Source organism: Pseudomonas sp. NFIX10, from assembly GCF_900111955.1.
Classification (GTDB): Bacteria; Pseudomonadota; Gammaproteobacteria; order Pseudomonadales; family Pseudomonadaceae; genus Aquipseudomonas; species Aquipseudomonas fluorescens_AA.
Window position 1 is genome coordinate 84,527 of sequence record NZ_FOKH01000019.1, and the last position, 23,317, is coordinate 107,843.

19 protein-coding genes and 1 pseudogene are annotated in these 23,317 nt (G+C 61.5%); 4 read left to right on the plus strand and 16 right to left on the minus strand.

Annotated features, from left to right (window positions below; all coding sequences use genetic code 11):
• Positions 1-13: 13 nt before the first annotated feature.
• From BM321_RS18160 to BM321_RS18185, 6 genes are all read right to left on the minus strand, one after another.
• Positions 14-319: a BufA1 family periplasmic bufferin-type metallophore gene (locus BM321_RS18160; protein WP_092443784.1), complete on the minus strand. Its 306-nt coding sequence runs from the start codon at positions 317-319 to the stop codon at positions 14-16.
• A gap of 278 nt (positions 320-597) precedes the next feature.
• A complete protein-coding gene (locus tag BM321_RS18165) occupies positions 598-1,299 on the minus strand; it encodes an ABC transporter ATP-binding protein (RefSeq protein WP_053119042.1) in 702 nt (233 codons plus the stop codon).
• Positions 1,300-2,067, minus strand: coding sequence for a high-affinity branched-chain amino acid ABC transporter ATP-binding protein LivG (livG, locus tag BM321_RS18170; RefSeq protein ID WP_060738896.1), 768 nt, complete (start codon positions 2,065-2,067; stop codon positions 1,300-1,302).
• Positions 2,064-3,320: a high-affinity branched-chain amino acid ABC transporter permease LivM gene (locus BM321_RS18175; RefSeq protein ID WP_092329158.1), complete on the minus strand. Its 1,257-nt coding sequence runs from the start codon at positions 3,318-3,320 to the stop codon at positions 2,064-2,066. The genes livG and BM321_RS18175 overlap by 4 nt, the downstream gene beginning before the upstream one ends.
• Positions 3,317-4,240, minus strand: coding sequence for a high-affinity branched-chain amino acid ABC transporter permease LivH (gene livH, locus BM321_RS18180; protein ID WP_060738894.1), 924 nt, complete (start codon positions 4,238-4,240; stop codon positions 3,317-3,319). Before livH ends, BM321_RS18175 begins: the two co-directional genes overlap by 4 nt.
• 230 nt (positions 4,241-4,470) lie before the next feature.
• Positions 4,471-5,598: a branched-chain amino acid ABC transporter substrate-binding protein gene (locus BM321_RS18185; protein WP_092443786.1), complete on the minus strand. Its 1,128-nt coding sequence runs from the start codon at positions 5,596-5,598 to the stop codon at positions 4,471-4,473.
• A 340-nt stretch (positions 5,599-5,938) separates the two neighbouring features.
• Between BM321_RS18185 and BM321_RS18190 the strand changes: the two genes are divergently transcribed.
• Complete coding sequence (locus BM321_RS18190; RefSeq protein WP_092443788.1) at positions 5,939-6,244, plus strand: DUF2288 domain-containing protein; 306 nt, start codon at positions 5,939-5,941, stop codon at positions 6,242-6,244.
• A gap of 286 nt (positions 6,245-6,530) precedes the next feature.
• Here the strand turns inward: BM321_RS18190 and BM321_RS18195 are convergent.
• A pseudogene (locus BM321_RS18195) lies at positions 6,531-8,707 on the minus strand (hypothetical protein).
• 359 nt (positions 8,708-9,066) lie between these two features.
• On the opposite strand from BM321_RS18195, the gene BM321_RS18200 reads away from it, so the two are divergent.
• Positions 9,067-10,416 carry a spinster family MFS transporter gene (locus BM321_RS18200; RefSeq protein WP_092443790.1) on the plus strand — a complete coding sequence of 450 codons (1,350 nt, stop codon included), beginning with the start codon at positions 9,067-9,069 and terminating at the stop codon, positions 10,414-10,416.
• Positions 10,417-10,549: 133 nt separating this feature from the next.
• Here the strand turns inward: BM321_RS18200 and BM321_RS18205 are convergent, their stop codons facing one another.
• Both BM321_RS18205 and pobA read right to left on the minus strand, forming a co-directional pair.
• On the minus strand, positions 10,550-12,067 hold the full coding sequence (locus BM321_RS18205; protein ID WP_092443792.1) for an MDR family MFS transporter: 1,518 nt from the start codon (positions 12,065-12,067) through the stop codon (positions 10,550-10,552).
• 69 nt (positions 12,068-12,136) lie between these two features.
• Positions 12,137-13,327: a 4-hydroxybenzoate 3-monooxygenase gene (gene pobA / locus BM321_RS18210; protein WP_092443794.1), complete on the minus strand. Its 1,191-nt coding sequence runs from the start codon at positions 13,325-13,327 to the stop codon at positions 12,137-12,139.
• A 175-nt stretch (positions 13,328-13,502) separates the two neighbouring features.
• Here pobA and BM321_RS18215 point away from each other — a divergent pair, with 175 nt between their 5' ends.
• Positions 13,503-14,396 (plus strand): helix-turn-helix domain-containing protein, encoded by an 894-nt coding sequence (locus BM321_RS18215; protein WP_092203951.1) that lies wholly within the window; start codon positions 13,503-13,505, stop codon positions 14,394-14,396.
• Between the two features lie 7 nt (positions 14,397-14,403).
• Here the strand turns inward: BM321_RS18215 and BM321_RS30565 are convergent, their stop codons facing one another.
• From BM321_RS30565 to arcD (BM321_RS18240), 6 genes are all read right to left on the minus strand, one after another.
• Entirely contained in the window at positions 14,404-14,580 is a 177-nt protein-coding gene (locus BM321_RS30565; protein WP_162843733.1) for a hypothetical protein, read from the minus strand.
• Between the two features lie 234 nt (positions 14,581-14,814).
• Positions 14,815-15,174 (minus strand): DUF5064 family protein, encoded by a 360-nt coding sequence (locus BM321_RS18220; RefSeq protein ID WP_092443796.1) that lies wholly within the window; start codon positions 15,172-15,174, stop codon positions 14,815-14,817.
• Between the two features lie 63 nt (positions 15,175-15,237).
• Entirely contained in the window at positions 15,238-16,167 is a 930-nt protein-coding gene (arcC, locus tag BM321_RS18225) for a carbamate kinase (protein WP_092443798.1), read from the minus strand.
• A 60-nt stretch (positions 16,168-16,227) separates the two neighbouring features.
• On the minus strand, positions 16,228-17,238 hold the full coding sequence (locus BM321_RS18230; RefSeq protein WP_092443800.1) for an ornithine carbamoyltransferase: 1,011 nt from the start codon (positions 17,236-17,238) through the stop codon (positions 16,228-16,230).
• Positions 17,239-17,309: 71 nt separating this feature from the next.
• Positions 17,310-18,566, minus strand: coding sequence for an arginine deiminase (gene arcA, locus BM321_RS18235; RefSeq protein WP_092443802.1), 1,257 nt, complete (start codon positions 18,564-18,566; stop codon positions 17,310-17,312).
• A gap of 30 nt (positions 18,567-18,596) precedes the next feature.
• The gene (gene arcD / locus BM321_RS18240) at positions 18,597-20,024 is read right to left on the minus strand and encodes an arginine-ornithine antiporter (protein ID WP_092443804.1); all 1,428 of its coding nucleotides are present in this window, start codon (positions 20,022-20,024) and stop codon (positions 18,597-18,599) included.
• Positions 20,025-20,416: 392 nt separating this feature from the next.
• On the opposite strand from arcD (BM321_RS18240), the gene arcD (BM321_RS18245) reads away from it, so the two are divergent.
• The gene (gene arcD, locus BM321_RS18245; protein ID WP_092443806.1) at positions 20,417-21,844 is read left to right on the plus strand and encodes an arginine-ornithine antiporter; all 1,428 of its coding nucleotides are present in this window, start codon (positions 20,417-20,419) and stop codon (positions 21,842-21,844) included.
• Positions 21,845-21,962: 118 nt separating this feature from the next.
• Here arcD (BM321_RS18245) and BM321_RS18255 read toward each other — a convergent pair whose 3' ends face one another.
• A complete protein-coding gene (locus BM321_RS18255) occupies positions 21,963-23,309 on the minus strand; it encodes a CoA transferase (protein WP_092443810.1) in 1,347 nt (448 codons plus the stop codon).
• Positions 23,310-23,317 lie beyond the last annotated feature (8 nt).

A 23,317-nucleotide genomic window follows, 5' to 3' on the forward strand; every position in this document is an offset into this window, starting at 1 on the left:
CAGGCGGGTGCGATCAGGACTTGGCTTTGAACGCTTCGAGCTGGCCGAAACCGGTGGGGGAGGTTTCGCTTTTGGTGGTGGTGCAGGTGCCTTTAGGGACCGATTTCCAAGCGTTGGCCTGATAGTCCATCTTTGCGGTACCGGCGCAGGTGGTGCCGGCCCCGGCGGCGCAGTCGTTCTTGCCTTTGAGGGCGACGCCGAAGCATTTTTCCATGGCGTCGTCGGCTGCGTGAGCGGTCGTGACGGCAGTCATGCTCAGGGCAGAACCCAGGGCGAGGACCAAGGCAGCGGCGGACAGGGTACGGGTCGAAGCAGTCATGGTGATTCTCCAGTCTTCAGGGAAATGAACCGGCGTTAGCGCCGGTCTGCTGAACTAGAGAAGGGAGGTGGGGAAGTGTTACAGCGGACTCTCGATTTTTTTACGCACTGCAAAACCCGTGGCGAGGGAGCTTGCTCCCGCTCGGTTGCGCAGCAACCGCAAAATCTTGGGGCCGCTGCGCAGCCCAGCGGGAGCAAGCTCCCTCGCCACAGGGGATTGCGGGCGGTCCGGGCAAAAAAAAAACGGCCCGAAGGCCGTTTCTGTTACTGCGACAGGACTCAACCGCCCAGATACGCCTCGCGCACTTTCGGGTCGGTCAGCAGCGCCTCGCCGGTGCCTTGCATCACCACCCGGCCGTTCTCCAGCACATACGCCCGGTCGGCAATTTTCAGCGCCTGGTTGGCGTTCTGCTCCACCAGGAACACCGTCACGCCATCCTTGCGCAGTTGCTCGATGATGTCGAAGATCTGCTGGATGATGATCGGTGCCAGGCCCAGGGAAGGCTCGTCGAGCAACAGCAGCTTGGGTTTGCTCATGAGCGCACGGCCGATGGCGAGCATTTGCTGTTCGCCGCCGGACATGGTGCCGCCGCGCTGGGTAAAGCGCTCTTTCAGGCGTGGGAAAAGGTGCAGGACCTTGTCCATTTGTTCCTGATAGTCGCCCTTGTCGGTGAAAAATCCGCCCATGGCGAGGTTTTCTTCCACGGTCAGCCGGGCAAATACCCGACGACCCTCAGGTACCACGGCGATGCTCTTGCGCATGATCTGCGCCGAGTCCTGGCCCACCAGTTCCTCACCCATGTAGCGGATGCTGCCGCTGTGGGCCTGGGGCGAACCGCAGAGCGTCATCAGCAGGGTGGATTTGCCGGCACCGTTGGCACCGATCAGCGTGACGATTTCGCCCTGGCGGACTTCGACGTTGACGCTGTGCAGGGCCTGGATCTTGCCGTAGAAAGTGGAAACGTTTTCGAACTGCAGCATTTACGCTTCCCCCAGGTAGGCTTTGATCACTTCAGGATTGTCGCGGATCTGTTCCGGCGTACCGTCGGCCAGGGGCGTGCCCTGGTTGATCACGACAATGTGGTCGGAAATGCTCATGACCAGCTTCATGTCGTGCTCGATCAGCAGCACGGTGACGTTGTGCTCTTCACGCAGCACGCCGATCAGCGCCTTGAGGTCTTCGGTTTCCTTGGGGTTCAGGCCGGCGGCCGGCTCGTCGAGCATGAGGATCCGCGGACGGGTCATCATGCAGCGGGCGATTTCCAGGCGCCGTTGCTGACCGTAGGCCAGGGTGCCGGCGGTACGGTTGGCAAACTCGGTGAGGTTGACCTTGTCCAGCCAGTACTCGGCGTACTCCATGGCCTCGCGTTCGCTTTTGCGGAACGCCGGGGTCTTGAACAGGCCGGCAAAGAAGTTGGTGTTCAAATGACGATGCTGGGCGATCAACAGGTTCTCGACCGCCGTCATGTCCTTGAACAGCCGCACGTTCTGGAAGGTGCGCACCACACCCTTGCGGGCGATGTGGTGGCCGGGCAGGCCCTGGATCGGCTCGCCGTCCAGCAGGATGGTGCCGCCGGTGGGCTGGTAGAAGCCGGTCAGGCAGTTGAACACGGTGGTCTTGCCCGCGCCGTTGGGCCCGATCAGGGCAACCACTTGCTTCTCTTTCACGGTCAGGGCCACGCCGTTGACCGCCAGCAAACCGCCGAAGCGCATGCTTAAATTTTCAACCTTGAGGATCTCGCGGCTCATTTGCGCAGCTCCATGTGGGGGCGTTGCATAGGCAGCAGACCTTGAGGACGCCAGATCATCATCAGCACCATCAAGGCGCCGAACATCAACATGCGGTATTCGCTGAATTCACGCATCATTTCCGGCAGCAGGATCATCACGATCGCCGCCAGGATCACGCCCAGTTGCGAGCCCATCCCGCCCAGCACCACGATGGCGAGGATGATCGCCGACTCGATGAAGGTGAAGGATTCCGGCGTCACCAGGCCTTGGCGAGCGGCGAAGAAGCTGCCGGCAAAACCGGCGAACGCAGCGCCGAGGGTAAAGGCCGACAGCTTGATCACGGTCGGGTTGAGACCCAGGGCGCGGCAAGCGATTTCGTCTTCACGCAAGGCTTCCCACGCGCGGCCAATCGGCATGCGCAGCAGGCGGTTGATGACGAACAGCGCGGCCAGGGCCAGCAACAGCGCAATCAGGTAGAGGAAGATCACCTTGTTGATCGAGCTGTATTCCAGGCCAAAGTATTCGTGGAAGGTTTGCAGGCCTTCGGCGGCGGTTCTATCGAAGCTCAGTCCGAAGAACGTTGGCTTGGGGATGTTGCTGATGCCGTTCGGGCCGCCGGTGATGTCGGTCAGGTTGCGCAGGAACAGGCGGATGATCTCGCCGAAACCCAGGGTCACGATCGCCAGGTAATCGCCGCGCAAGCGCAGCACCGGGAAGCCCAGCAGGAAGCCGAAGGTGGCGGCCATCATCCCGGCGATGGGCAGGCAGATCCAGAAGCTCAGGCCGAAGTAATGGGACAGCAGCGCGTAGCTGTAGGCGCCGACGGCGTAGAAACCCACGTAGCCCAGGTCCAGCAGGCCGGCCAGGCCTACGACGATGTTCAGGCCCAGGCCCAGCATCACGTAGATCAGGATCAGCGTGGCGATGTCCACCGCGCCGCGAGAGCCGAAGAACGGCCACACCAGGGCCACGACGATCAGGCCCAGCACGATCCAGCGCTGGGTGCTCGGCAGGGTCAGGAAGTGGCTGGCCTTGGCCGGGATCACCGGCAGGCCGGGCGAAGACTTCCACGCCGCGCTGATCTGCGTGCTGAACAGCACGCGCACGAACATCAGCAGCGAGCACACGGCGATGGTCGCCAGGATCGCCGGGCTGGTGCCGTGCACTTCCAGGTTGATGCCGACGATGGTCAGTTTAAGACCCAGTACCGGGTAGGCCACGGCCCAGACCAGCAGGGCGCTGAAAAGCGCCGATTTGAGATGCCTAGTCATACTTTCTCAACCTCCGGGCGGCCCAGGATGCCGGTCGGCCGGAATAACAGAACCAGAACCAACAAGCCGAACGCGACGACGTCCTTGTACTGGTCGCCGAAGATGTCGGCGCCAAAGGCTTCCGCCACGCCCAGCACCAACCCGCCGAGCATCGCCCCGGGGATGCTGCCGATGCCGCCCAATACCGCGGCGGTGAAGGCTTTCAGGCCCACGAGGAAGCCGGCGTTGGGGTTGATCACGCCGTATTGCATGCTCAACAGCACCGCGGCGATGGCCGCCAGGGCCGCACCGATGACGAAGGTCAGGGCGATGATGTTGTTGGTGTTGATGCCCAGCAGGTTGGCCATCTTGATGTCTTCGGCACAGGCGCGGCAGGCGCGGCCGAGGCGGGAACGGGAGATGAACAGCGTGAGGCCGAGCATGGCGACCAGGGTCACCACGAACACCACGATTTGCATGTAGGAAATCAGCACTTCATGTGCCCCGCCTGGCCCGATGGCAAAGTTGCCCGGGATCAGGTTGGGAATGGATTTGTCCTTGGAGTCTTGGGAAAGCAGTACCGTGTTCTGCAGGAAGATCGACATGCCGATGGCGGAAATCAGCGGGATCAGACGGTTGCTGCCGCGCAGGGGGCGGTAGGCGATCCGTTCGATGCTGTAGCCATAGGAGCTGGTGACGACGATGCTCGCGAGAAACGCCGCGGTCATCAACAGCGGGACACTGTCGAGTCCCATCATGCTCAGCCCGGCGATGGCGATGAACGCCACGTAGGAGCCGATCATGTACACCTCGCCGTGGGCGAAGTTGATCATTCCAATGATGCCGTAGACCATCGTATAGCCGATGGCGATCAGGGCATACGTGCTGCCAACGGTCAGACCGTTAACCAGCTGCTGGAAGAAGTGATAGATGTCAGGCATTACAGCGCTCCTAAAAACCTGATACGCATTTCACTGGTGGAGTCATTTTCCCGCCCGGGCCCCGTGGATCTGCATCCACTTCGAACACGAGGTTTGCCAGCGAACCGCTGATGACGGTTTTGAGATTTTCAGGTGGGGAGGCTGGCGGATCACGCCAGCGCGGCCCAATACATTTAAAACAAAGCCCACGGCACGCCGTGGGCTTTATTGGCAGTCAGTCAGGCCAGGCCTTACTGAGGCGAAGCTTCGGTTTTAGGTTTGCCGAAATGCCACTCGTAGACCACGAACTTGAAGTCCTTCAGGTCGCCCTTCGCGTCGAAGCTCAGGTCGCCCGTTGGCGTCTTGAAGGTGCCGGTGTGGATGGCTTCAGCCACTTTGCCTGCGTCTTCGCTCTTGGCCGAAGTGATGGCCTGGGCAATCACCTGGACAGCGGAGTAGGACGGGAACACGAACGGACCGCTCGGGTCTTCTTTCTTGGCCTTGAACGCGTCAGTCAGGGCAACGTTGGCCGGATCCTGGTCGAAGGATTTCGGCAGGGTCACCAGCAGGCCTTCGGAGGATTCCTTGGCGATTTGCGAGATGGAGTCGTTACCCACGCCTTCCGGACCCATGAACTTGGCCTTCAGGCCTTTTTCCTGGGATTGACGCAGGATCAGGCCCAGCTCCGGGTGGTAGCCGCCGTAGTAGACGAAGTCGACGTTGGCTTGCTTGAGCTTGGCGATCATCGAGGAGAAGTCTTTGTCGCCGGCGTTCACGCCTTCGAAGACGGCCACTTTCACGCCTTTGCCTTCGAGGGTTTTCTTCACGGCGCTGGCGATGCCTTCACCGTACTGCTGCTTGTCGTGCAGGACCGCAACGATCTTCGGCTTGACGTGGTCGGCGATGTAGTTGCCGGCCGCAGGGCCTTGGGCGCTGTCCAGGCCGATGGTGCGGAAGATCATCTTGTAGCCGCGAGCGGTGATGTCCGGGCTGGTAGCCGCCGGGGTAATCATGACCACGCCTTCGTCTTCGTAGATGTCGGAAGCTGGCTGGGTGGAGCTGGAGCACAGGTGGCCGACCACGAACTTGACGCCGTCGTTGACGACTTTGTTCGCGACCGCGACCGCTTGTTTTGGATCACAGGCGTCATCGTATTCGACGGCGACGAGCTGCTTGCCGTCGACGCCGCCCTTGGCGTTGATCTGTTCGATGGCCATTTTCGCGCCACTGAACTGCATGTCGCCGTATTGGGCTACAGGGCCGGTCTTGGGGCCGGCGATGCCGATCTTGATGGTGTCGGCGGCAAACGAATGGCTGGCAACCCCGGCCAGAACCATAGCGGCAAACAGTTTGGAAATCTGCTTAGTAGCCTTAGTCATAGTGCTCCACTCATGCTGTTGTAGTTTTTATAGTCCTGGCGCCGTAGCAGCAGAACCGGGTCAGATATCTTGGATACCCTCGCGGAAAATGCCCCCGGCAACTGTACCGGTACAGTGTAGAGCGCCCATTGTTGGCAAGGGAAGCTGGCGCTTGGGGGCAAAACCTGGGGGTGTCGCTTAATTGAAAGAAAAAGACAGAATAGCGGCGGGGGTTGTCCGGTCGTTTCGGCAATCCTTGGCTTTCCTGCGCTTTTCAATCGGTACTGCAATTTGCTACCGGGTTTTTCTGCCAGACCACCGACGTTATCATTCGCGCCGATTTCTTTTCCGGACAGGTCCCATGAATCAAGAACCTAGCACCCTCTATGCCAAGCTGCTTGGAGAAACCGCATCCATCACCTGGAAAGAGCTGGAGCCGTTCTTTGCCAAGGGTGCCCTATTGTGGGTCGATCCGGCACTGGATTTGATCGCCGCGGCCGAGGCCGTCGCCCGGGACGAAGGTACCAAAGTCGCCGCCTGGCTGGCCGCCGACCAGCTCGCCAAGCTGTCTGAAACGCGGGCGCTGGATTTTCTGGCGCGCGATCCGCAGCTTTGGGCTGTGGTGGTTTCGCCGTGGATTATGGTCCAGGAAAGGGCGTCGAATTGATTGATGCACCAAATTGGTTCGTGTTTTTGTGTTTGAAAAAGTGTGTAGGTGAGTAGCGTGATAGCACCCTGCCGTGGCGAAACGCCACAAGGCAGGGTGACGTATACGTAACGGGAACAGTTCATGGAGCAGCCTTTGGGCTGCTCAATTGTTTCTGGATGTTGTTCCGGTGGTGAGTCAAGAGCGCTATCGCGAGCAAGCTCGCTCCCACAGTGGGTCTGTGTACACAAAACCCTGTGGGAGCGAGCTTGCTCGCGATTGGGGGCAACACGGTGCTGCGCCGGCCTCAGTAAGTCCTGCCAGTATGGTTATTCAGAGAAATGACCTTGGTCTTGCCAATGCGGTGACGGTAGATCTCGCGCAGGTACTTGATGGATTTCTTCACGCAGTCGCGGGACAGGCGGATGTCGTTGATCGAGACGAACTTGTCCTTGTCATTGATCAGCTCGCGGTACTTCTTCTCGTACATCGGCTTGATCGCGTACCAGTTGGTGTCGAGGATCTTCGCCGGGTTTTCGAACTCGTTGAGCAGGTCGTCGATGCGTGCTTCGTCGAAGTCTTCATTGATGATGAAGTCCAGGATCGAGTTGTCCAGGGTGTCGTCGAAACGGTACGGGGTGCGGGCGAAGCAGCGTTTGATGAAGGCCACGATCAAGGTCAGGAAATCATCCGACAGGCACGGGCTCTTGGCGATCAGGGTGGTCAGCGACAGGTTCGCCGAGGCGCCGATCACCAGCGCGTAACGCTTGAGCGTGGTGTTGGGGAACAGGCTGTTGAGGTGGGTCTTGAGCCGGTTCAGGTCCATGTAGGACAGCTTATAGTCCTTGGGCAAGGAGACGATGGACACCACCGACGAGCAGTTCTTGAAGAAGTGCAGGTCATGCAGGGCCGCGGCGTCGTAGCCGGAATTCTTGTATTGCTCCAGCGAGGCACGGTAGCGCTTGGATTCGATCGGCAACAGGCTGATGCCTTCGATGGCCTGGGTGACTTTGTTGAAGTGCGGCAGGTCGATGGAGCGGAAGAACAGGTCGTCGATGTTCAGGCGCGGCGGCTCTTTCTCGAACACCTTGAACTTGTCGCCGCTCGGTGCCGGGGTTTCCGGGACGACAGACTCGGCGTAGGCGATTGCCACCGGGCCGGCCAGGCTCATGAACAGGTCGTTGGCGTCCAGGCGAATGGTTTCGCCGATGTCGATGCCGGCACGGCGGAAGTAATTCTGGTCGTAGTCGGTGGTGACGGCCTGGGCCGTCAGGATGTTGAAGATCTGCTGGGAGATGTACTGGTTGGCGTGCTTCTCCATGGCATTGACATCGATGTTCTGGATGTTGCCGTCATCGCTTTCTTCGGCGTAGCGCATGATGTCGTTGGAGATCAGCATCATCGCGTTCCATGGACGGATACGGCCCATCACGCTGGCTTCGCTGCTGTCTTCATTGGCGAAGTTGTACGAGAAATCCCATTCTTCCGACAGGTACTTGCACAGCAGGCGTCCGGCGTTGATGTGCAAGGCTTCGGACATTTCGCTGCGGTGGTCGGAAATGTTCGGCAGCACGCAGATGCCGCTGGTGAAGATCGGCTCGAAGACGAAGGAATGGCCGCTCTTGCTGTCGTGTTCGTCCATCGGCTTGGTGTCGAACGTCTTGTTCATGTACGAGTACTGCTGGGCCAGGCCGAACTCCGAAGCCATGCCCGAACCGGTACCGCCGCCGGCGCTGAAGATCGAGAAGTACAGGCGCGACTGGTTGGCCTTGATGCCGCAGCTGTCGATCAGGTACGAGTGGATCATTTTCCAGTCGGGGCTGGAGAAGCGCTGGGTGTCCTTGTTCAGGATGATCTTGGCCAGGTACTGGCCGAGGATCGGCGCGTTACCGGCGCCACCGGCTGGACTTCCGACAGGTCCATGATTTTCATCTTGCTGTAGTCGCGCAAGAAGCCGCTTTTTTCACCCTTGCGCGAGAAGCGGATGCGCCCGGCGATGTCCTTGTCCAGGTCGCCGAGCATCACCAGCGGCTCCACCAGGAACACCGGCTTGCTGGCCTTGCTGGTGCCCAGGCGCAGGTTGTTGCGGATCCATTGTGCGGGGCTGTAGCCCTTGTCGCTGTAGCCTTTGTCTTCGGCGTTGAATTCGTTGAGGTAGAACTTGCGAGCGTTGTACACCAGCTCGGCCACGTCCAGGGCAATGTTGGAGCCGCAGCGACCCAGACCGATCAGGCACACCGACGGGAACTCCTGTTGCGCGCGGTCGTATTCGTCGTCCACCAGGTGCGGCGGACGCGGGAACACGGTGTCACGCAGGCCGTCGAGGTTATCGAGGATACGGTCGGTGTTGGTTTCGGTGAAATACAGATATTGCTGGGTCGACAGAGGGCGCGGGGGGCTCGACGGCTTCGAGGCTTCCGGGCCGTTGGCGGCGGGGCTCAAGGTCAGATCGGATACCGCAGTGGCTGTTTTTTTTGAGGTCATTGTGCGCCATGTGCCTGAACGGGTGGCTCGACGAATGCGTCATCGAACGCTCACGGATGGGAATTCGCGCCTGGATAAACGCGAAAATCGATCCGAGCGGCCAGGGCTGCGGCCTGAGCAGCGCTCGGGATATTCTTTTTCTTGATCACGTTGGATCGGCCACCGGACTTCGATCTTTAACCAGCAAAAGGCAAAAGGGTGGCAATTGTTACAGGAGCTTGATTGGCATCAAGAAATACGCCGCGTCCCATGGGGGGGTATCAGTCTTGCGAATGATTGGAGACAGCGCCCGTAGCGCTGTCTAGATTGCATATCCAGGCCACGGACCGTTGGCCCATAACAATAAAAGAGACGGACCCATGCAGAACTCGACCCAAGCGGCGAATGCCTGGCGCATTCTGTTCCTGTTGTTCCTGGCCAACCTGTTCAATTTCTTTGACCGCACCATTCCGGCGATCATCATCGAGCCGATCCGCATGGAATGGAGCCTCAGTGACTTCCAGATCGGCATCATCGGCACCGCCTTCACCATCGTCTACGCCATTGCCGGCTTGCCGTTGGGGCGCATGGCCGATACCGGTTCGCGCAGCAAGCTGATGGGCTGGGGCCTGGCGGCCTGGAGCGGACTGACGGCGGTGAACGGCCTGGTAGGCAGTTTCTGGGCGTTCCTGGTGGTGCGCATGGGCATCGGCATCGGCGAGGCCAGCTACGCGCCAGCCGCCAACTCACTGATTGGCGATCTGTTCCCGGCCCACCGCCGGGCTCGGGCGATGGGCATCTTCATGCTCGGCCTGCCCCTGGGCCTGCTGTTGGCGTTTTTCACCATTGGCGCGATGGTCAAGGCGTTCGACAGCTGGCGTGCGCCGTTCTTCATCGCGGCGGTACCGGGGCTGGTGCTGGCGGTGTTCATGTTTTTCATCAAGGAGCCCAAGCGCGGTGCGGCGGAAACCGTGCAGGTCTCCCAGGAAAAGATCGACAAGCCGGTGCGCCGGGTGCTGGCGATTCCCACCTTCCTGTGGCTGGTGCTGGCGGGGCTGTGCTTCAACTTCGCCACCTATGCCTGCAACTCCTTCCTGGTGCCAATGCTGCAACGTTATTTCCTGATGCCGCTGCACGAGGCGGCCGTGGCCACTGGCATCATGGTGGGCGTGACGGGGTTGTTCGGGCTTACCCTGGGCGGCTGGGTCGCGGACAAGATTCATCAACGCGTGCCCAACGGCCGCCTGCTGTTTGCAGCGTTCAGCCTGGCGATTTCGACGGTTACCACGGCGTGGGCGCTGCATGCCGGGCGCATTGAAATCGGCGTGTTCGTGGCGGTGTTCAGCGTGGGTTGGCTGTTTGCCTATAACTTTTACACCTGCGTCTACACCGCGATCCAGGACGTGGTGGAGCCGCGCCTGCGCGCCACGGCGATGGCGTTGTACTTTGCCGGGCTGTATTTGCTCGGCGGCGGCCTGGGGCCGGTGGTGGTGGGCGGCTTGTCCGACTACTTCGCCCGCATGGCCATGGCCACCGCGGGTGTCGACCAGATGACCGAAGCATTCAAGGCCATCGGCCTGCATGACGCGATGTACCTGATCCCGGTGGCGCTGCTCTTGACCATGCTGTTTTTGTTCCTGGCGTCACGCTGCTTCGTGCGCGATGCCAAGCGGATGAAGGATGGGATGAGCGTGGTGGCGGAGCCGGGGGGGGTGGCAGCGACGGCTTGATAGTATTTGTGCGAGCAAAGCTTGTGTGGGAGCAAGGCTTGCCCGCGATGAAGGCGATGCGGTCTTTCAAAAAACCGAGGTGCTTGTTTCGCGAGCAAGCTTTGCTCCCACAATCCTTCTTCACCGATACAGGTTACCCAACCTTCTCATCCCGCCCACGCAGCAAGCGATTGGGCATCGCCACCGCGGCCGCCAGCCCCAACAGCGATACCGCCGCGCTGATCAACAGCAAATGCCGGAATGTCGCCTGCAATGCCTGGCGCAAGGCGTTCCGGGCCTCGCCTGGGGCGGCGTTGAGGCCGTCCAGCAAGACGTTGCCGGCATGTCCTTCACCGATCAGCGACGCACCGGCGAGTTGGGCCAGACTTGAGTCCTGTAGCAAAGCCAGCAGCAAGGCCGACATCAACGCCACGCCCACCGCGCCGCCGAGGGAGCGGAACAGGTTGGTGGTGCTGGTGGCGACGCCGATGTCCTGTTGGTGGACGGCATTCTGTGAACCCACCAGTGACGTGGGGAACTGCATGCCGGAGGCGATGCCACTGAGCAGCATGAACAGGCTGCTCAGCCAGAGCGCGTCAGGCGCAGTGAAGGCCATGCCGAGGATGGCGAAGGGGAAGAGCAGTGCGCCGCTGAGGATCATCGGTTTGTAGCGCCCCGTGACCGAGGTCCGGCGGCCGGCGATATACGCGCCGAGCGGCAGCCCTATGGCCAGCGGCAGCAAGTGCAACGCCGCACTGTCGGCACCGGCGCCGGTCACGCTCTGGAAGCGCAACGGCACCAGCACCGTCAGGGAAATCGCCTGGAAACTGGTGAAGAACACCGTGCACCAGCACAGCACCGCGCTGCGGTTGGCGAACAGGTGCATCGGCAGCAACGGTTCTCGCGCCCGGCGCTCGTACCAGGCGAACGCCCCCAGGGCTATCCCCGCGCAACCCAGTAATCCGAGCACTTCACGGCTGTGCCAGGCATGGCCCTGGCCGACCTCGGTGATCCCCAGCAGCAACGTCGTCAGGCCAATGATCAGCAACACGGTGCCCAGGTAATCGATGATCGGCGTGCGTTGCGGTACGGGCAGCCCCACCAGGGTGCGGCGGGCCACCCACCAGGCCGTGAGGCCCAGCGGCAGGTTGATCCAGAACACCCAGCGCCACGACAAGTATTCGGTCATGTAGCCACCGAGTACCGGCCCGGCCACGCTGGCCACCGCGTACATGCTGCTGAAATACCCTTGGTAGCGACCCCGCTCGCGGGGCGGGATGATGTCGCCGATGATCGCCTGGCTCACCGAAATCATCCCGCCGGCACCGATGCCCTGGACGATCCGCGCCAGCACCAGTTGCTCCATGTTTTGCGCCAGGCCACAGAACAGCGAGGCCAGGGTGAACAGGCCCATGCCGAACAGCATCAACGGCCGACGTCCGTAGAGGTCACCGAGCTTGCCGTAGATGGGCACCGCCACGGTCATGGCGACCATGTAGCCGGAAATCACCCAGGCCAGCAGGCTGACGTCGGCAAATTGTGCGGAGATGGCCGGCATCGAGACGGCGACGATGGTCTGGTCCAGGGCACCCAGGAAAATCGCCAGCATCAGGGCCACCAGCACGCTGCGGATGGCCGGTTTCGGAGCTTGGGGTGTATTGAGCTGAGTCACGGCAGAACCTGCGGGCATTGCGTCGAAGAGGCGAATGGGACGAAGCCCGCAGTTTAAGTCGGTAGGCGGCTATTCGATAGCCTCATAAGGAAGTCCGACGTAATTTTCCGCAATGGTTTTTCGGCCGGCCTCGGAGTCGAGGAAGTATTCGAGCTCGGCTTCGCTGATGCGCTGGTTGAAGGCATCGTCGTCGAAGCGGTGCAGCATCGAAGTCATCCACCACGAGAACCGTTCGGCTTTCCAGACGCGCCGCAGGCAGATGGCCGAATATTGCTCCAGCAAGTCCACACGGCCGTCGCGATAGACCTTGAGCAGGATGTTGAACAACGTGCTGACATCGCTGGCGGCCAGGTTCAGCCCCTTGGCCCCGGTCGGCGGGACGATGTGGGCCGCGTCGCCCACCAGGAACATCCGCCCGTACTGCATCGGCTCGACCACGAAGCTGCGCAGCGGCGCGATGCTTTTCTCGATGGACGGGCCGGTCACCAAGGCTTCGGCCAGGTCGGTGGGCAGGCGGTTTTTCAGTTCATGCCAGAAACGCTCGTCCGGCCAGTCGGCCACTTGCTCCTCGGCGGGGACTTGCAGGTAGTAACGGGTGCGGGTCTTGGAGCGCATGCTGCACAGGGCAAAGCCGCGGGCGTGCCGAGCGTAGACCAACTCTTCGTGAACCGGCGGGGTGTCGGCCAGCACGCCGAGCCAGCCAAACGGGTAGACACGCTCGAAAACCTTGAGTTTTTCCGCCGGAATGGACTGTCGCGCCACGCCGTGGAAACCGTCGCAACCGGCAATGTAGTCGCAGTCCAGGCGCAAGGTTTGCCCTTCATGTTCGAAGGTCACGAAAGGGTGCTCGGTTTGCATGTCGTGGGGCTGGGCGTTGCTGGCCTGGTACAACGTGCGGGCGCCGGCGGCTTCGCGGGCGGCCATCAGGTCACGGGTCACTTCGGTCTGGCCATAGACCATGACGTTTTTACCGTCAGTCAGGCCCTTGAGGTCGATGTGCACCCGCCGGTCGTTGAGCACCAGTTCAAAGCCGTCGTGGGGCAGCCCTTCGGCGTCCATGCGTTGGCCGACGCCAGCCTGGCGCAGCAGTTCGACCATGCCTTGCTCCAGCACTCCGGCGCGGATGCGGCCCAATACATAGTCCGGGGTCTGGCGTTCGAGGATGACAGCGTCGATGCCGGCGTTGTGCAGCAGCTGGCCGAGCAGGAGGCCAGAGGGGCCGGCGCCGATAATAGCGACTTGGGTCTTGAGGGTTTTCATTGTTCTTATGACTCGCACGAAGCACGCGACCAGGGTCGGTGTTGATTATTAGAAATCGAGTGCCTACATTTTTCGCTTGCGGACCTGTCAGTTGAAGGGGAAAACTGAGCCGATACCTGTACTTTCTGCCAATTGGTGCGATTATCGCCCGCAACCCCAGGCCCGGATCCACGTTATGAAAAAACCTGATCTGCCTTCGATCCCGGTGTTCAAGCTCTACGGTGAGAGCCAGGAATGGCCGACCCCGGACCTGCTGCACTGCGAAACCATCTCCAAGCGCAGCCGCGAGCATCACTGGGAAATCAAACCCCATCGGCACGCCGATCTGTGCCAGTTGCTGTTTGTCTTCAAGGGCCAGGCGGAACTGGAAATCGAAGGCCGGCGCACGCAGCTCACCGAGCCGGCCGTGCAGATCCTGCCGCCGCTGTCGGTCCATGGCTTTCGTTTTTCCGAGGATGTGGAAGGTTACGTGGTGACCCTGGCGGCGCCGCTGGTCACGCACCTGCAAGCGCAACTGGGGCATTCGGTCAATGTGCTGGCCCAGGCCGAAAGCTACCCCGCCCTCGAGAATGCCGAGTATCTCAACAGCCTGTTCAGCGCCCTGCAGAATGAATACATGGGGCACCAGCCAGCTCGGGAAATGCTGATGCATGCGCTGGTCAGCGTGATCATGGTCTGGGTCAGCCGCCAGGTGATGCAGCGACACACCCAGGCCCAGCGCCCGCAACGGGCCCGGGAATACCTCAACGGGTTCATTCAGTTGGTGGAAGAAACCTATCGCGAGCACGTCAAGGTCGAAGACCTGGCCCACCGCCTGGGCATTTCCGTGTCGCACCTCAACGGCACCTGTCGGGAACTGGCGGGGCAACCGGCGTTGCAGATCATGCATGAGCGCCAGTTGTTGGAAGCCAAGCGCCTGCTGACCTACACCGGCATGACCATCTACGAGATCTCCGAACTGCTCGGGTTTTCCGACCCGACCAACTTCACCCGGCTGTTCCGCCGGCGCGTCGGCATCTCGCCCAAGGCGTTCCGGGACCGGCTCAAGACCGATCAGCAGGACGACTGACCACGCCTCAGCGCAGGGCGTTCAGGGTTGCGCTGTGGGGGATGCAGCGTTCGAAGTTGCAGCTGGCGTATTCACGGGGCAGTTGCCTGGCCTGCTCGACCCGGTAGGCCGCAGTGCCATACAGCGCAAGCGTGGCGGCGCAGGTGACGAAAATAGCGAGGCGTCTTCTTGTTTTGATGTTCATGGCGGTGACCTCTGAACGAATACCCGGGGGTACTACTTTCAGCATAGGTCAGCCGTGGCAGGTTGCCAGTCAGGCGGTGAGGGTGTTTAACCCACTATTCAGAACATTGATAACCCTTGTGGGAGCGAGCTTGCTCGCGATGAGGGTGGGCCAGTCACTATGTGTTTCGACTGAGCTACCGCTATCGCGAGCAAGCTCGCTCCCACAGGGGATTGGGGTGATCTTTTAGCCGGGTTATGCCAGGTGTTCCGGCTTCATCGGATCGCCCGGCTTGACGTCCAGTTGCTGGCGCACGTCTTCGAACATTTTGTCGTAGTACTCGTGCATCGAGCCGATGCTGGCGGTCTTGGGTAGGCCGTATTTCTGGGCGATGCGCGTGGCGTGGCGGGCGAAGTCGAAGGCCTGGTCCTTGGCCAGGAAGAAGGTCTCGTCCAGGGACTTTTCCTCCACCGTGCCATGCACCCGGAACGACATGCCGGTGCCTTCCTTGGGGTCCTGCGCAACCTCGTAGTCGATGCACAGGTTGTAGCTGAAGTCATCCTTGTTCAGCGCGTGGCGTTCCATGTGCAGGTGACCGGGTTCGAACATGGCCATAAACGACTCTCCTCGAGGGCGTGGGTGTAGGGCAGACCCCGGATCCGCCCCGCAAGTTTCCTGTCATCGATAAGCGATGCCAGGTGTCGACGTGCTGATGCGGGTGCCGGCCTGACCCTGGACGATAGCATCGATGTCCGACAGCGACCCGATCACCGCGACCTTGCCCGTGTTGCGCGCGAACTCGCAGGCTGCTTGCACCTTCGGCCCCATGGAGCCGGCGGCGAAGCCGAGCTTTTCCATTTCGTCGGGGTGGGCCTGGACGATGGCTTTCTGGGTCGGCTTGCCGAAGTCGACGAACGCGGCGTTGACGTCGGTGGCGATCACCAGCAGATCGCTTTCCAGCTGTTCGGCCAGCAGCGCCGAGCACAGATCCTTGTCGATCACCGCTTCCACGCCCTGCAGCTTGCCGTCGGCGTCGTACATCGTCGGAATGCCGCCACCGCCGGCGCAGATCACGATGCTGCCTTTTTCCAGCAGCCACTTGATCGGACGGATCTCAAAGATGCGCTTGGGCCGTGGGCTGGCCACCACCCGGCGGAACTTGTCGCCGTCCGGGGCGATGGTCCAGCCTTTTTCAGCCGCCAGCTTCTGCGCCTCTTGCTGGCTGTAGACCGGGCCGATGGGCTTGGTGGGGTTCTGGAAGGCCGGGTCGTTGCCATCCACTTCGACCTGGGTCAGCAGCGTGGCGAAGGGGACTTCGAAGTCCAGCAGATTGCCCAGTTCCTGTTCGATGATGTAGCCGATCATGCCTTCGGTTTCGGCGCCGAGCACGTCCAGTGGATATGGCGTGACCGCGGTGTAGGCCGCCGCCTGCAACGACAGCAGGCCGACCTGCGGGCCGTTGCCGTGGGCGATGACCAGTTGGTTGCCGGGGTGGATCTTGGCGATCTGTCCGGTCGCGGTGCGGATGTTGCTGCGTTGATTGGCAGCGGTCAGGGGTTCACCCCGACGCAGGAGGGCGTTACCGCCCAGGGCAACGACGATGCGCATGATGCTGTCCTTCAAAAAAATGGACGAACAACGCGGTCCCACAAGGGAACTGTGTTGGTTTCAGATATCCGCCAACGCCGACACCAGGATCGCCTTGATGGTGTGCATGCGATTCTCCGCCTGCTCGAACGCGATGTTGGCCGGGGACTCGAACACCTCTTCGGTCACTTCCACGCCGTTGGCCAGGTTCGGATAGCGGGCGGCGATGTCCTTGCCGACCTTGGTTTCACTGTTGTGGAACGCCGGCAGGCAATGCATGAATTTCACCCGCGGGTTGCCCGAAGCTTTCATCATTTGCGCGTTGACCTGGTAGGGCAGCAATTGCTCGATGCGTTCGTCCCAGGCTTCCACCGGTTCGCCCATGGACACCCAGATATCGGTGTGGATGAAGTCCACGCCCTTGACCGCTTCTTTCGGATCTTCGGTGATGGTGATGCGCCCGCCACTTTCGGCGGCGAAGGCCTGGCACTGGTCGATGAAATCCTGATGCGGCCACAGGGCTTTCGGCGCGCCGATGCGCACGTCCATGCCCAGTTTGGCGCCGATCATCAGCAGCGAATTGCCCATGTTGTAGCGGGCATCGCCCAGGTACGCGTAGCTGATGTCATGCAACGGCTTGTCGCTGTGCTCGCGCATGGTCAGGGTGTCGGCGATCATCTGGGTGGGGTGGAATTCGGCGGTCAGGCCGTTGAACACCGGCACTCCGGCGAACTTGGCCAGCTCCTCGACGATCTCCTGTTCGAAGCCCCGGTACTCGATGGCGTCGAACATCCGCCCCAGGACCCGGGCGGTGTCTTTCATGCTTTCCTTGTGGCCGATCTGCGACGACACCGGGTCGATGTAGGTGACGTGGGCGCCCTGGTCGTGGGCCGCGACCTCGAAGGCGCAGCGGGTGCGGGTCGAGGTCTTCTCGAAGATCAGCGCGATGTTCTTGCCCTTGAGGTGCGGTTGTTCGGTGCCGGTGTACTTGGCACGCTTGAGGTCGCGGGACAGGTCCAGCAGGTAGTGCAGCTCGCGGTGGGTGTGGTGCATCAAGCTCAGCAGGCTGCGGTTGCGCATGTTGAAAGCCATGATATGGATCTCCTTGGGTTTCGGTTATCCCCTGGGCGGATATCGGCTCGATACCGGCCCAGGCTCAAAGGTCAGTAGTCGATCGGGTCGCGGATGATCGGGCAGGTCATGCAGTGGCCACCGCCGCGGCCGCGGCCCAGCTCGCTGGCGCTGATGGTGATGACTTCCACCCCGGCCTTGCGCAGCAGCGTGTTGGTGTAGGTGTTGCGGTCGTAGCCAATCACCACGCCCGGTTCCATGGCCACCACGTTGTTGCCGTCGTCCCATTGCTCGCGTTCGGCGGCGAAGCTGTTGCCGCCGGTCTCCACCACCCGCAGCGCTGGCAGCTTGAGGGCCGCGGCCACGGTGTCGAGGAAGCTGCCTTCCTCGCGGCGTACGTCGATGCCGCCGGGCTTGCTCTCGTCTGGACGCAAGGAGAAAGCAACGATCTGGCCCACCACTTCCGGGAAAACCGTGACCAGGTCGCGGTCGCAGAAGCTGAAGACGGTGTCCAGGTGCATGGCGGCGCGGGATCTCGGCAAGCCGGCGACGATCACCCGCTCCACGGCCTTGTGCTTGAACAGGTTCAGCGCCAGTTGGCCGATGGCCTGACGGGACGAGCGCTCACCCATGCCGATCAGCACCACGCCGTTGCCGATGGGCATCACGTCGCCGCCCTCGAGGGTGGCGTTGCCATGCTCCTGGTCCGGGTCGCCGTACCAGATCTGAAAGTCAGCCTGGGTAAACTCGGGGTGGAATTTATAGATGGCGCTGGCGAGCAGGGTTTCCTGGCGCCGCGCCGGCCAGTACATCGGGTTCAGGGTCACGCCGCCGTAGATCCAGCACGTGGTGTCGCGGGTGAACTGGGTATTGGGCAGCGGCGGCAGGATGAAGCTGGAATGCCCGAGGAAGTCGCGGAACATCTGGATGGTCTTGCCACCGAAGCTGTCCGGCAGGTCGTCGGCCGAGACGCCGCCAATCAGGAACTCGGCGATATGGCGCGGCTCCAGGCTGCGCAGCCAGGAACCGACTTCGTTCACCAGGCCCAGGCCCACCGAGTTGGCGGTGATCTTGCGCTGCAGGATCCAGTCCAGGGCTTCGGGGATGGCGACGATGTCGGTCAACAGATTGTGCATCTCGAGCACGTCGATGCCACGCTCGCGCATCTTGGTGACGAAGTCGAAATGATCGCGCTTGGCCTGGTTGACCCAGATCACGTCGTCGAACAGCAGCTCATCGCAGTTGTTCGGGGTCAAGCGTTGATGGGCCAGGCCTGGGGAGCACACCATGACTTTACGTAATTTACCGGCTTCGGAGTGAACGCCGTACTTCACTTTTTCCGTGGTCATTACAAATCCTCCAGTTAAACAATCAGCCAACTACAAGGTCAGGAAGCCGTCGTAGAGCCCATAGGCCGCCACCAGGGCGCCTGCGATCACTGCGGCGAAAATCAGCTTCTCGATAGAGGTGAAAACCGGTTTGCCCAACTCGCGCTTGGCCTTGGCGAACAGAATCGCGCCGGGGGCATAGAGCAGGGCGGAGAGCAGCAGGTACTTGATCCCGCCGGCATACAGCAGCCACACCGCGTAGATCAGGGCGATGGCGCCGATGACCAGGTCCTTGCGCCGCTCGACCGCGAAGCCTTCGTAGGTCTCGCCGCGCACCGCCAGCAGCACGGCGTAGGCCGCCGACCACAGGTACGGCACCAGGATCATCGAGGTGGCGAGGTAGATCAGTGACAGGTAAGTGCTGGCCGAGAACAGGGTGATGACCAAAAACAGCTGAACCATCGCGTTGGTCAGCCACAGGGCATTGGCTGGTACGTGATTGGCGTTCTCCCGGCGCAGGAACTCGGGCATGGTGTGGTCTTTGGCGGCGGCGAACATGATCTCGGCGCACAGCAGCACCCAGGACAGCAGGGCGCCGAGCAGCGAGATGATCAAGCCGACGCTGATCAGCACCGCGCCCCAATGGCCCACCACGTGTTCCAGCACGGCGGCCATCGACGGGTTCTGCAGCTTGGCCAGTTCAGGTTGGGTCATGATGCCCAGCGACAGCACGTTGACCAGCACCAGGAACAGCAGCACGGTGATGAAACCGATGACTGTGGCCTTGCCGACGTCGGAGCGTTTCTCGGCCCGTGCCGAGAAGATACTGGCGCCCTCGATGCCGATGAACACCCACACGGTGACCAGCATCATGTTGCGCACCTGGTTCATCACGCTGCCCAGGTCCGGGTTTTTCACGCCCCAGATGTCGGCGGTGAAGATGTCGAGTCTGAAGGCGAACACTGCGATCAACACGAACAGTAGCAACGGCACGACCTTGGCAATGGTGGTCACCAGGTTGATGAACGCCGCCTCCTTGATGCCGCGCAGCACCAGGAAATGCACCGCCCACAGCAATACCGAGGCGCCGATCACCGCGGCAACGGTGTTGCCTTCACCGAAAATCGGGAAGAAGTAGCCCAGGGTACTGAACAGCAGTACGAAGTAGCCGACGTTGCCCAGCCAGGCGCTGATCCAGTAGCCCCAGGCCGACGAGAAACCCATGTAGTCGCCGAACCCGGCCTTGGCGTAGACATACACGCCGCCATCCAGGTCGGGCTTGCGATTGGCCAGGGTCTGGAACACGAACGCCAGGGTCAGCATGCCGATAGCGGTAATCGCCCAGCCAATCAGCACCGCACCGACGTCGGCGCTGGCGGCCATGTTTTGTGGCAGGGAAAAGATCCCGCCGCCGATCATGGAGCCGACAACCAGTGCAACTAGCGCACCCAATCGAAGTTTTCCGGGGGTATCAGACATTTACGAGACTCCAATGCAGGAGAAGAGAGTCAACAGACTAAGTCGATTTGAAAGTTAAATAGCTGATCTGGATCAGTACATGACAACATTACGTTGTTAATGAAGGAGTTAAATGCTTTCCTTCACGTCCATAAATTGGCGGGAGCCCCATTCTATAGGCTCTGGAAGGCGAGGCGAGACGGAACCTGTCCCCGTAGGACTATTCAAGCTAGTTGATTTCCACTGGATCGCAACTATTTTGAAGGTGGCTTTTCTGGCAAAAAATAATCGGCTGTCTTGGTCTTTCTTATTGCTGTTCTGGACAATACTCGAGGTAATAATCCCTTGGGTTTTACGCGCATGACGTTATTCAAGAACGTTATGTCGCATTATTTACTTAATGAGCGAGAAAGATGCCGCAGCCGATTGAAAAGTTACGACTCGGTGCGCTGGTGGCGCTGGTGGTGGGATCGATGATCGGTGGCGGGATCTTTTCCCTGCCACAAAACATGGCGGCCCGGGCGGACGTTGGAGCGGTGCTGATCGGTTGGGCGATCACCGCCGTCGGCATGCTGACCCTCGCTTTTGTCTTTCAGACCCTGGCCAATCGCAAGCCCGAGCTGGACTCGGGGGTCTATGCCTATGCCAAGGCCGGTTTCGGCGACTACATGGGCTTCTCTTCCGCGTGGGGCTACTGGATCAGTGCCTGGATGGGCAACGTCGGTTACTTCGTGTTGCTGTTCAGCACCCTGGGGTATTTTTTCCCGGTGTTCGGCGAGGGCAACACGCCAGTGGCCATTGCCTGTGCATCGTTGCTGCTGTGGGCGGTGCATTTCCTGGTATTGCGCGGCATCAAGGAGGCGGCGTTCATCAACCTGGTGACCACCATCGCCAAAGTGGTGCCGCTGGTGATGTTCATTGTCATTGCCGCGGTGGCGTTCAAAGTCGAGGTGTTCACCCGGGACATCTGGGGCGAGATGAACCCGGACCTGGGCAGCGTGATGGACCAGGTGCGCCATATGATGCTGGTCACGGTGTTCGTGTTCATTGGCATCGAAGGCGCCAGTGTCTATTCGGCGCGGGCGGAAAAACGCGCGGATGTCGGGCGTGCGACGGTGATCGGTTTCCTGGGGGTCCTGGCGCTGCTGGTGCTGGTGAACGTGTTGTCCCTGGGGATCATGAGCCAGCCTGCCCTGGCGCAACTGCAGAACCCGTCCCTGGCCGGCGTGCTGGAACATATCGTCGGGCCTTGGGGCGCGTTGTTGATCAGCCTCGGCCTGGCGGTGTCGTTGTTGGGTGCGCTGTTGTCATGGGCGCTGTTATGCGCCGAAATTCTCTATGCCACCGCCAGGGACAAGACGATGCCGGCGTTCCTGACCAAGGAAAACGCCAACCGTGCGCCGGTCAACGCGTTATGGCTGACCAATGGCATGATCCAGTTGTTTTTGCTGATTACCCTGTTTTCCGCAGGCACCTATACCAGCCTGATCTACCTCGCCTCATCGATGATCCTGGTGCCGTACCTGTGGTCGGCAGCCTATGCGGTGTTGCTTTGCGCACGAGGCGAAACCTATGGGCAAGCCTCGGCCCGGCGCATGAAGGACCTGTGCATTGGCGGCGTTGCGCTGTGTTACGCGGTGTGGCTGCTGTATGCCGGTGGCGTGAAATACCTGCTGCTGTCGGCGTTGTTGTACGCGCCGGGGGTGATCCTGTTTGCCCAGGCCAAGCGCGAGCAGCGCCTCCCCTTGTTCACCCCTGTGGAGAAAGGCGTCTTTGCCTGTGTGATGGCGGGGGCGGGGGTGGCGGCTTATGGGTTGTACGTTGGCGTGCTGGTGTTGTAAGGCTCGTGCGGTTCCCGTGGCGAGGGAGCTTGCTCCCGCTGGGCTGCTCAGCAGCCCCCAAAAAAACAGGGCCGCTACGCGCCCCAGCGGGAGCAAGCTCCCTCGCCACAGGCCTTCTTCACCACTGCGGCCGATGGGCGCCCAGCTCTGCCGCCGGCAAGGTCCATTGCAGGGGCGTCCCGGTGATTTTCAACGGCACCTGCAAGCGGTGGGCTGGCCCCCATGGCGTTTGTTCGACCACCAGGCCCTGATCGTTATCGTCCTCGGCGCGCAATGGCGTCGGGTCCCCTGGGCCACGCTCGATCAACAGCTTCGCCGTGCGCGCCAGTGACAAGCGAGCCGAGCCGCCGTGACCCCTCTCCAGGCGCCGGGTTAACAACACCAGGGCGCTGGCCGCCAGCAGATAGCCGGTGCCGTGGTCCAGCGCCTGCACCGGCAGCGGTGTCGGTTTGTCGGTGTGTTTCCAACCCATGCCAGCTTCGGCAATGCCGCTGCTCATCTGCACCAGGCTGTCGAAGCCACGCCGGTTCTGCCACGGGCCGCTCCAGCCATAGGCGTTGAGGCTGACGTCGATCAGGTCCGGGACCAGTTGCCGACGCTGTTCGGCGCCATAGCCCAGGTGCTCCAGGGCATCGGCACGGTAGCCATGCAGGAGGATGTCGGTGTCCTTGAGCAGCGCCTCGAACACCGCGCGATCATCAGGCCGATGCAAGTCGAGGCGGGCGCAGCGTTTGCCCAGGGTGACTTCCGGGACCGCGCCGGGTTCGTTCCAGGTCGGCGGGTCGATGCGCAGCACGTCGGCCCCCAGGCCCGCGAGGAAGCGGCTGGCGACGGGACCGGCCAGCACGCGGGTCAGGTCCAACACCTTGAGGCCCGCCAGTGGCTGGGTCACGGAGCCGAGCCAGGGCTTGCGCTGCTCGGCAGTCGTTTCACCCAGTTGCACCAGCGGTTCGGCATTCACCGCCATGCCTTGGGGATGGGCCTGCCAGGCCTGCCACGAACGCATCTGGGCGGCGCAACCGCCGGCGTCGACCACGGCCTGTTCCAGCTCGGCCTTGTTCCAACGGACCACCCTCGCCGCCATGTCGGCGCGGTCGGTGCAGGTGCCGAGGACTTTTTCCGCGGCCAGGCGATGATGCGGTGCGTTGGTGTGCAGGCGAATCCAGCCGTCGGCGCTGGCGTAGTCGCCGGCCACCGGGTCCCACATCGGCGGCACGCTCCAGCCGATGGGGCGCAGGGAGGTGGAGAACCAGAACGACGCCAGGCGCCGGTCGACCTCGACGGGCGCCTGGCGTCCGGTTTGCTGGTGAATGAGTGCGACCGCCGCCTGGCCCGCCACGGCGATGCTGGCGCTGGCCAGCTCCGTGACGGCGAAGGCCGAGGGCAGGGCGCCTTCGCCGCTGAAGGTGATTGGGGTCGTGGGCAAGCCGAGTGCGGTTTGCATGGACGTGAGCAGATCTGACATCGAAAGCC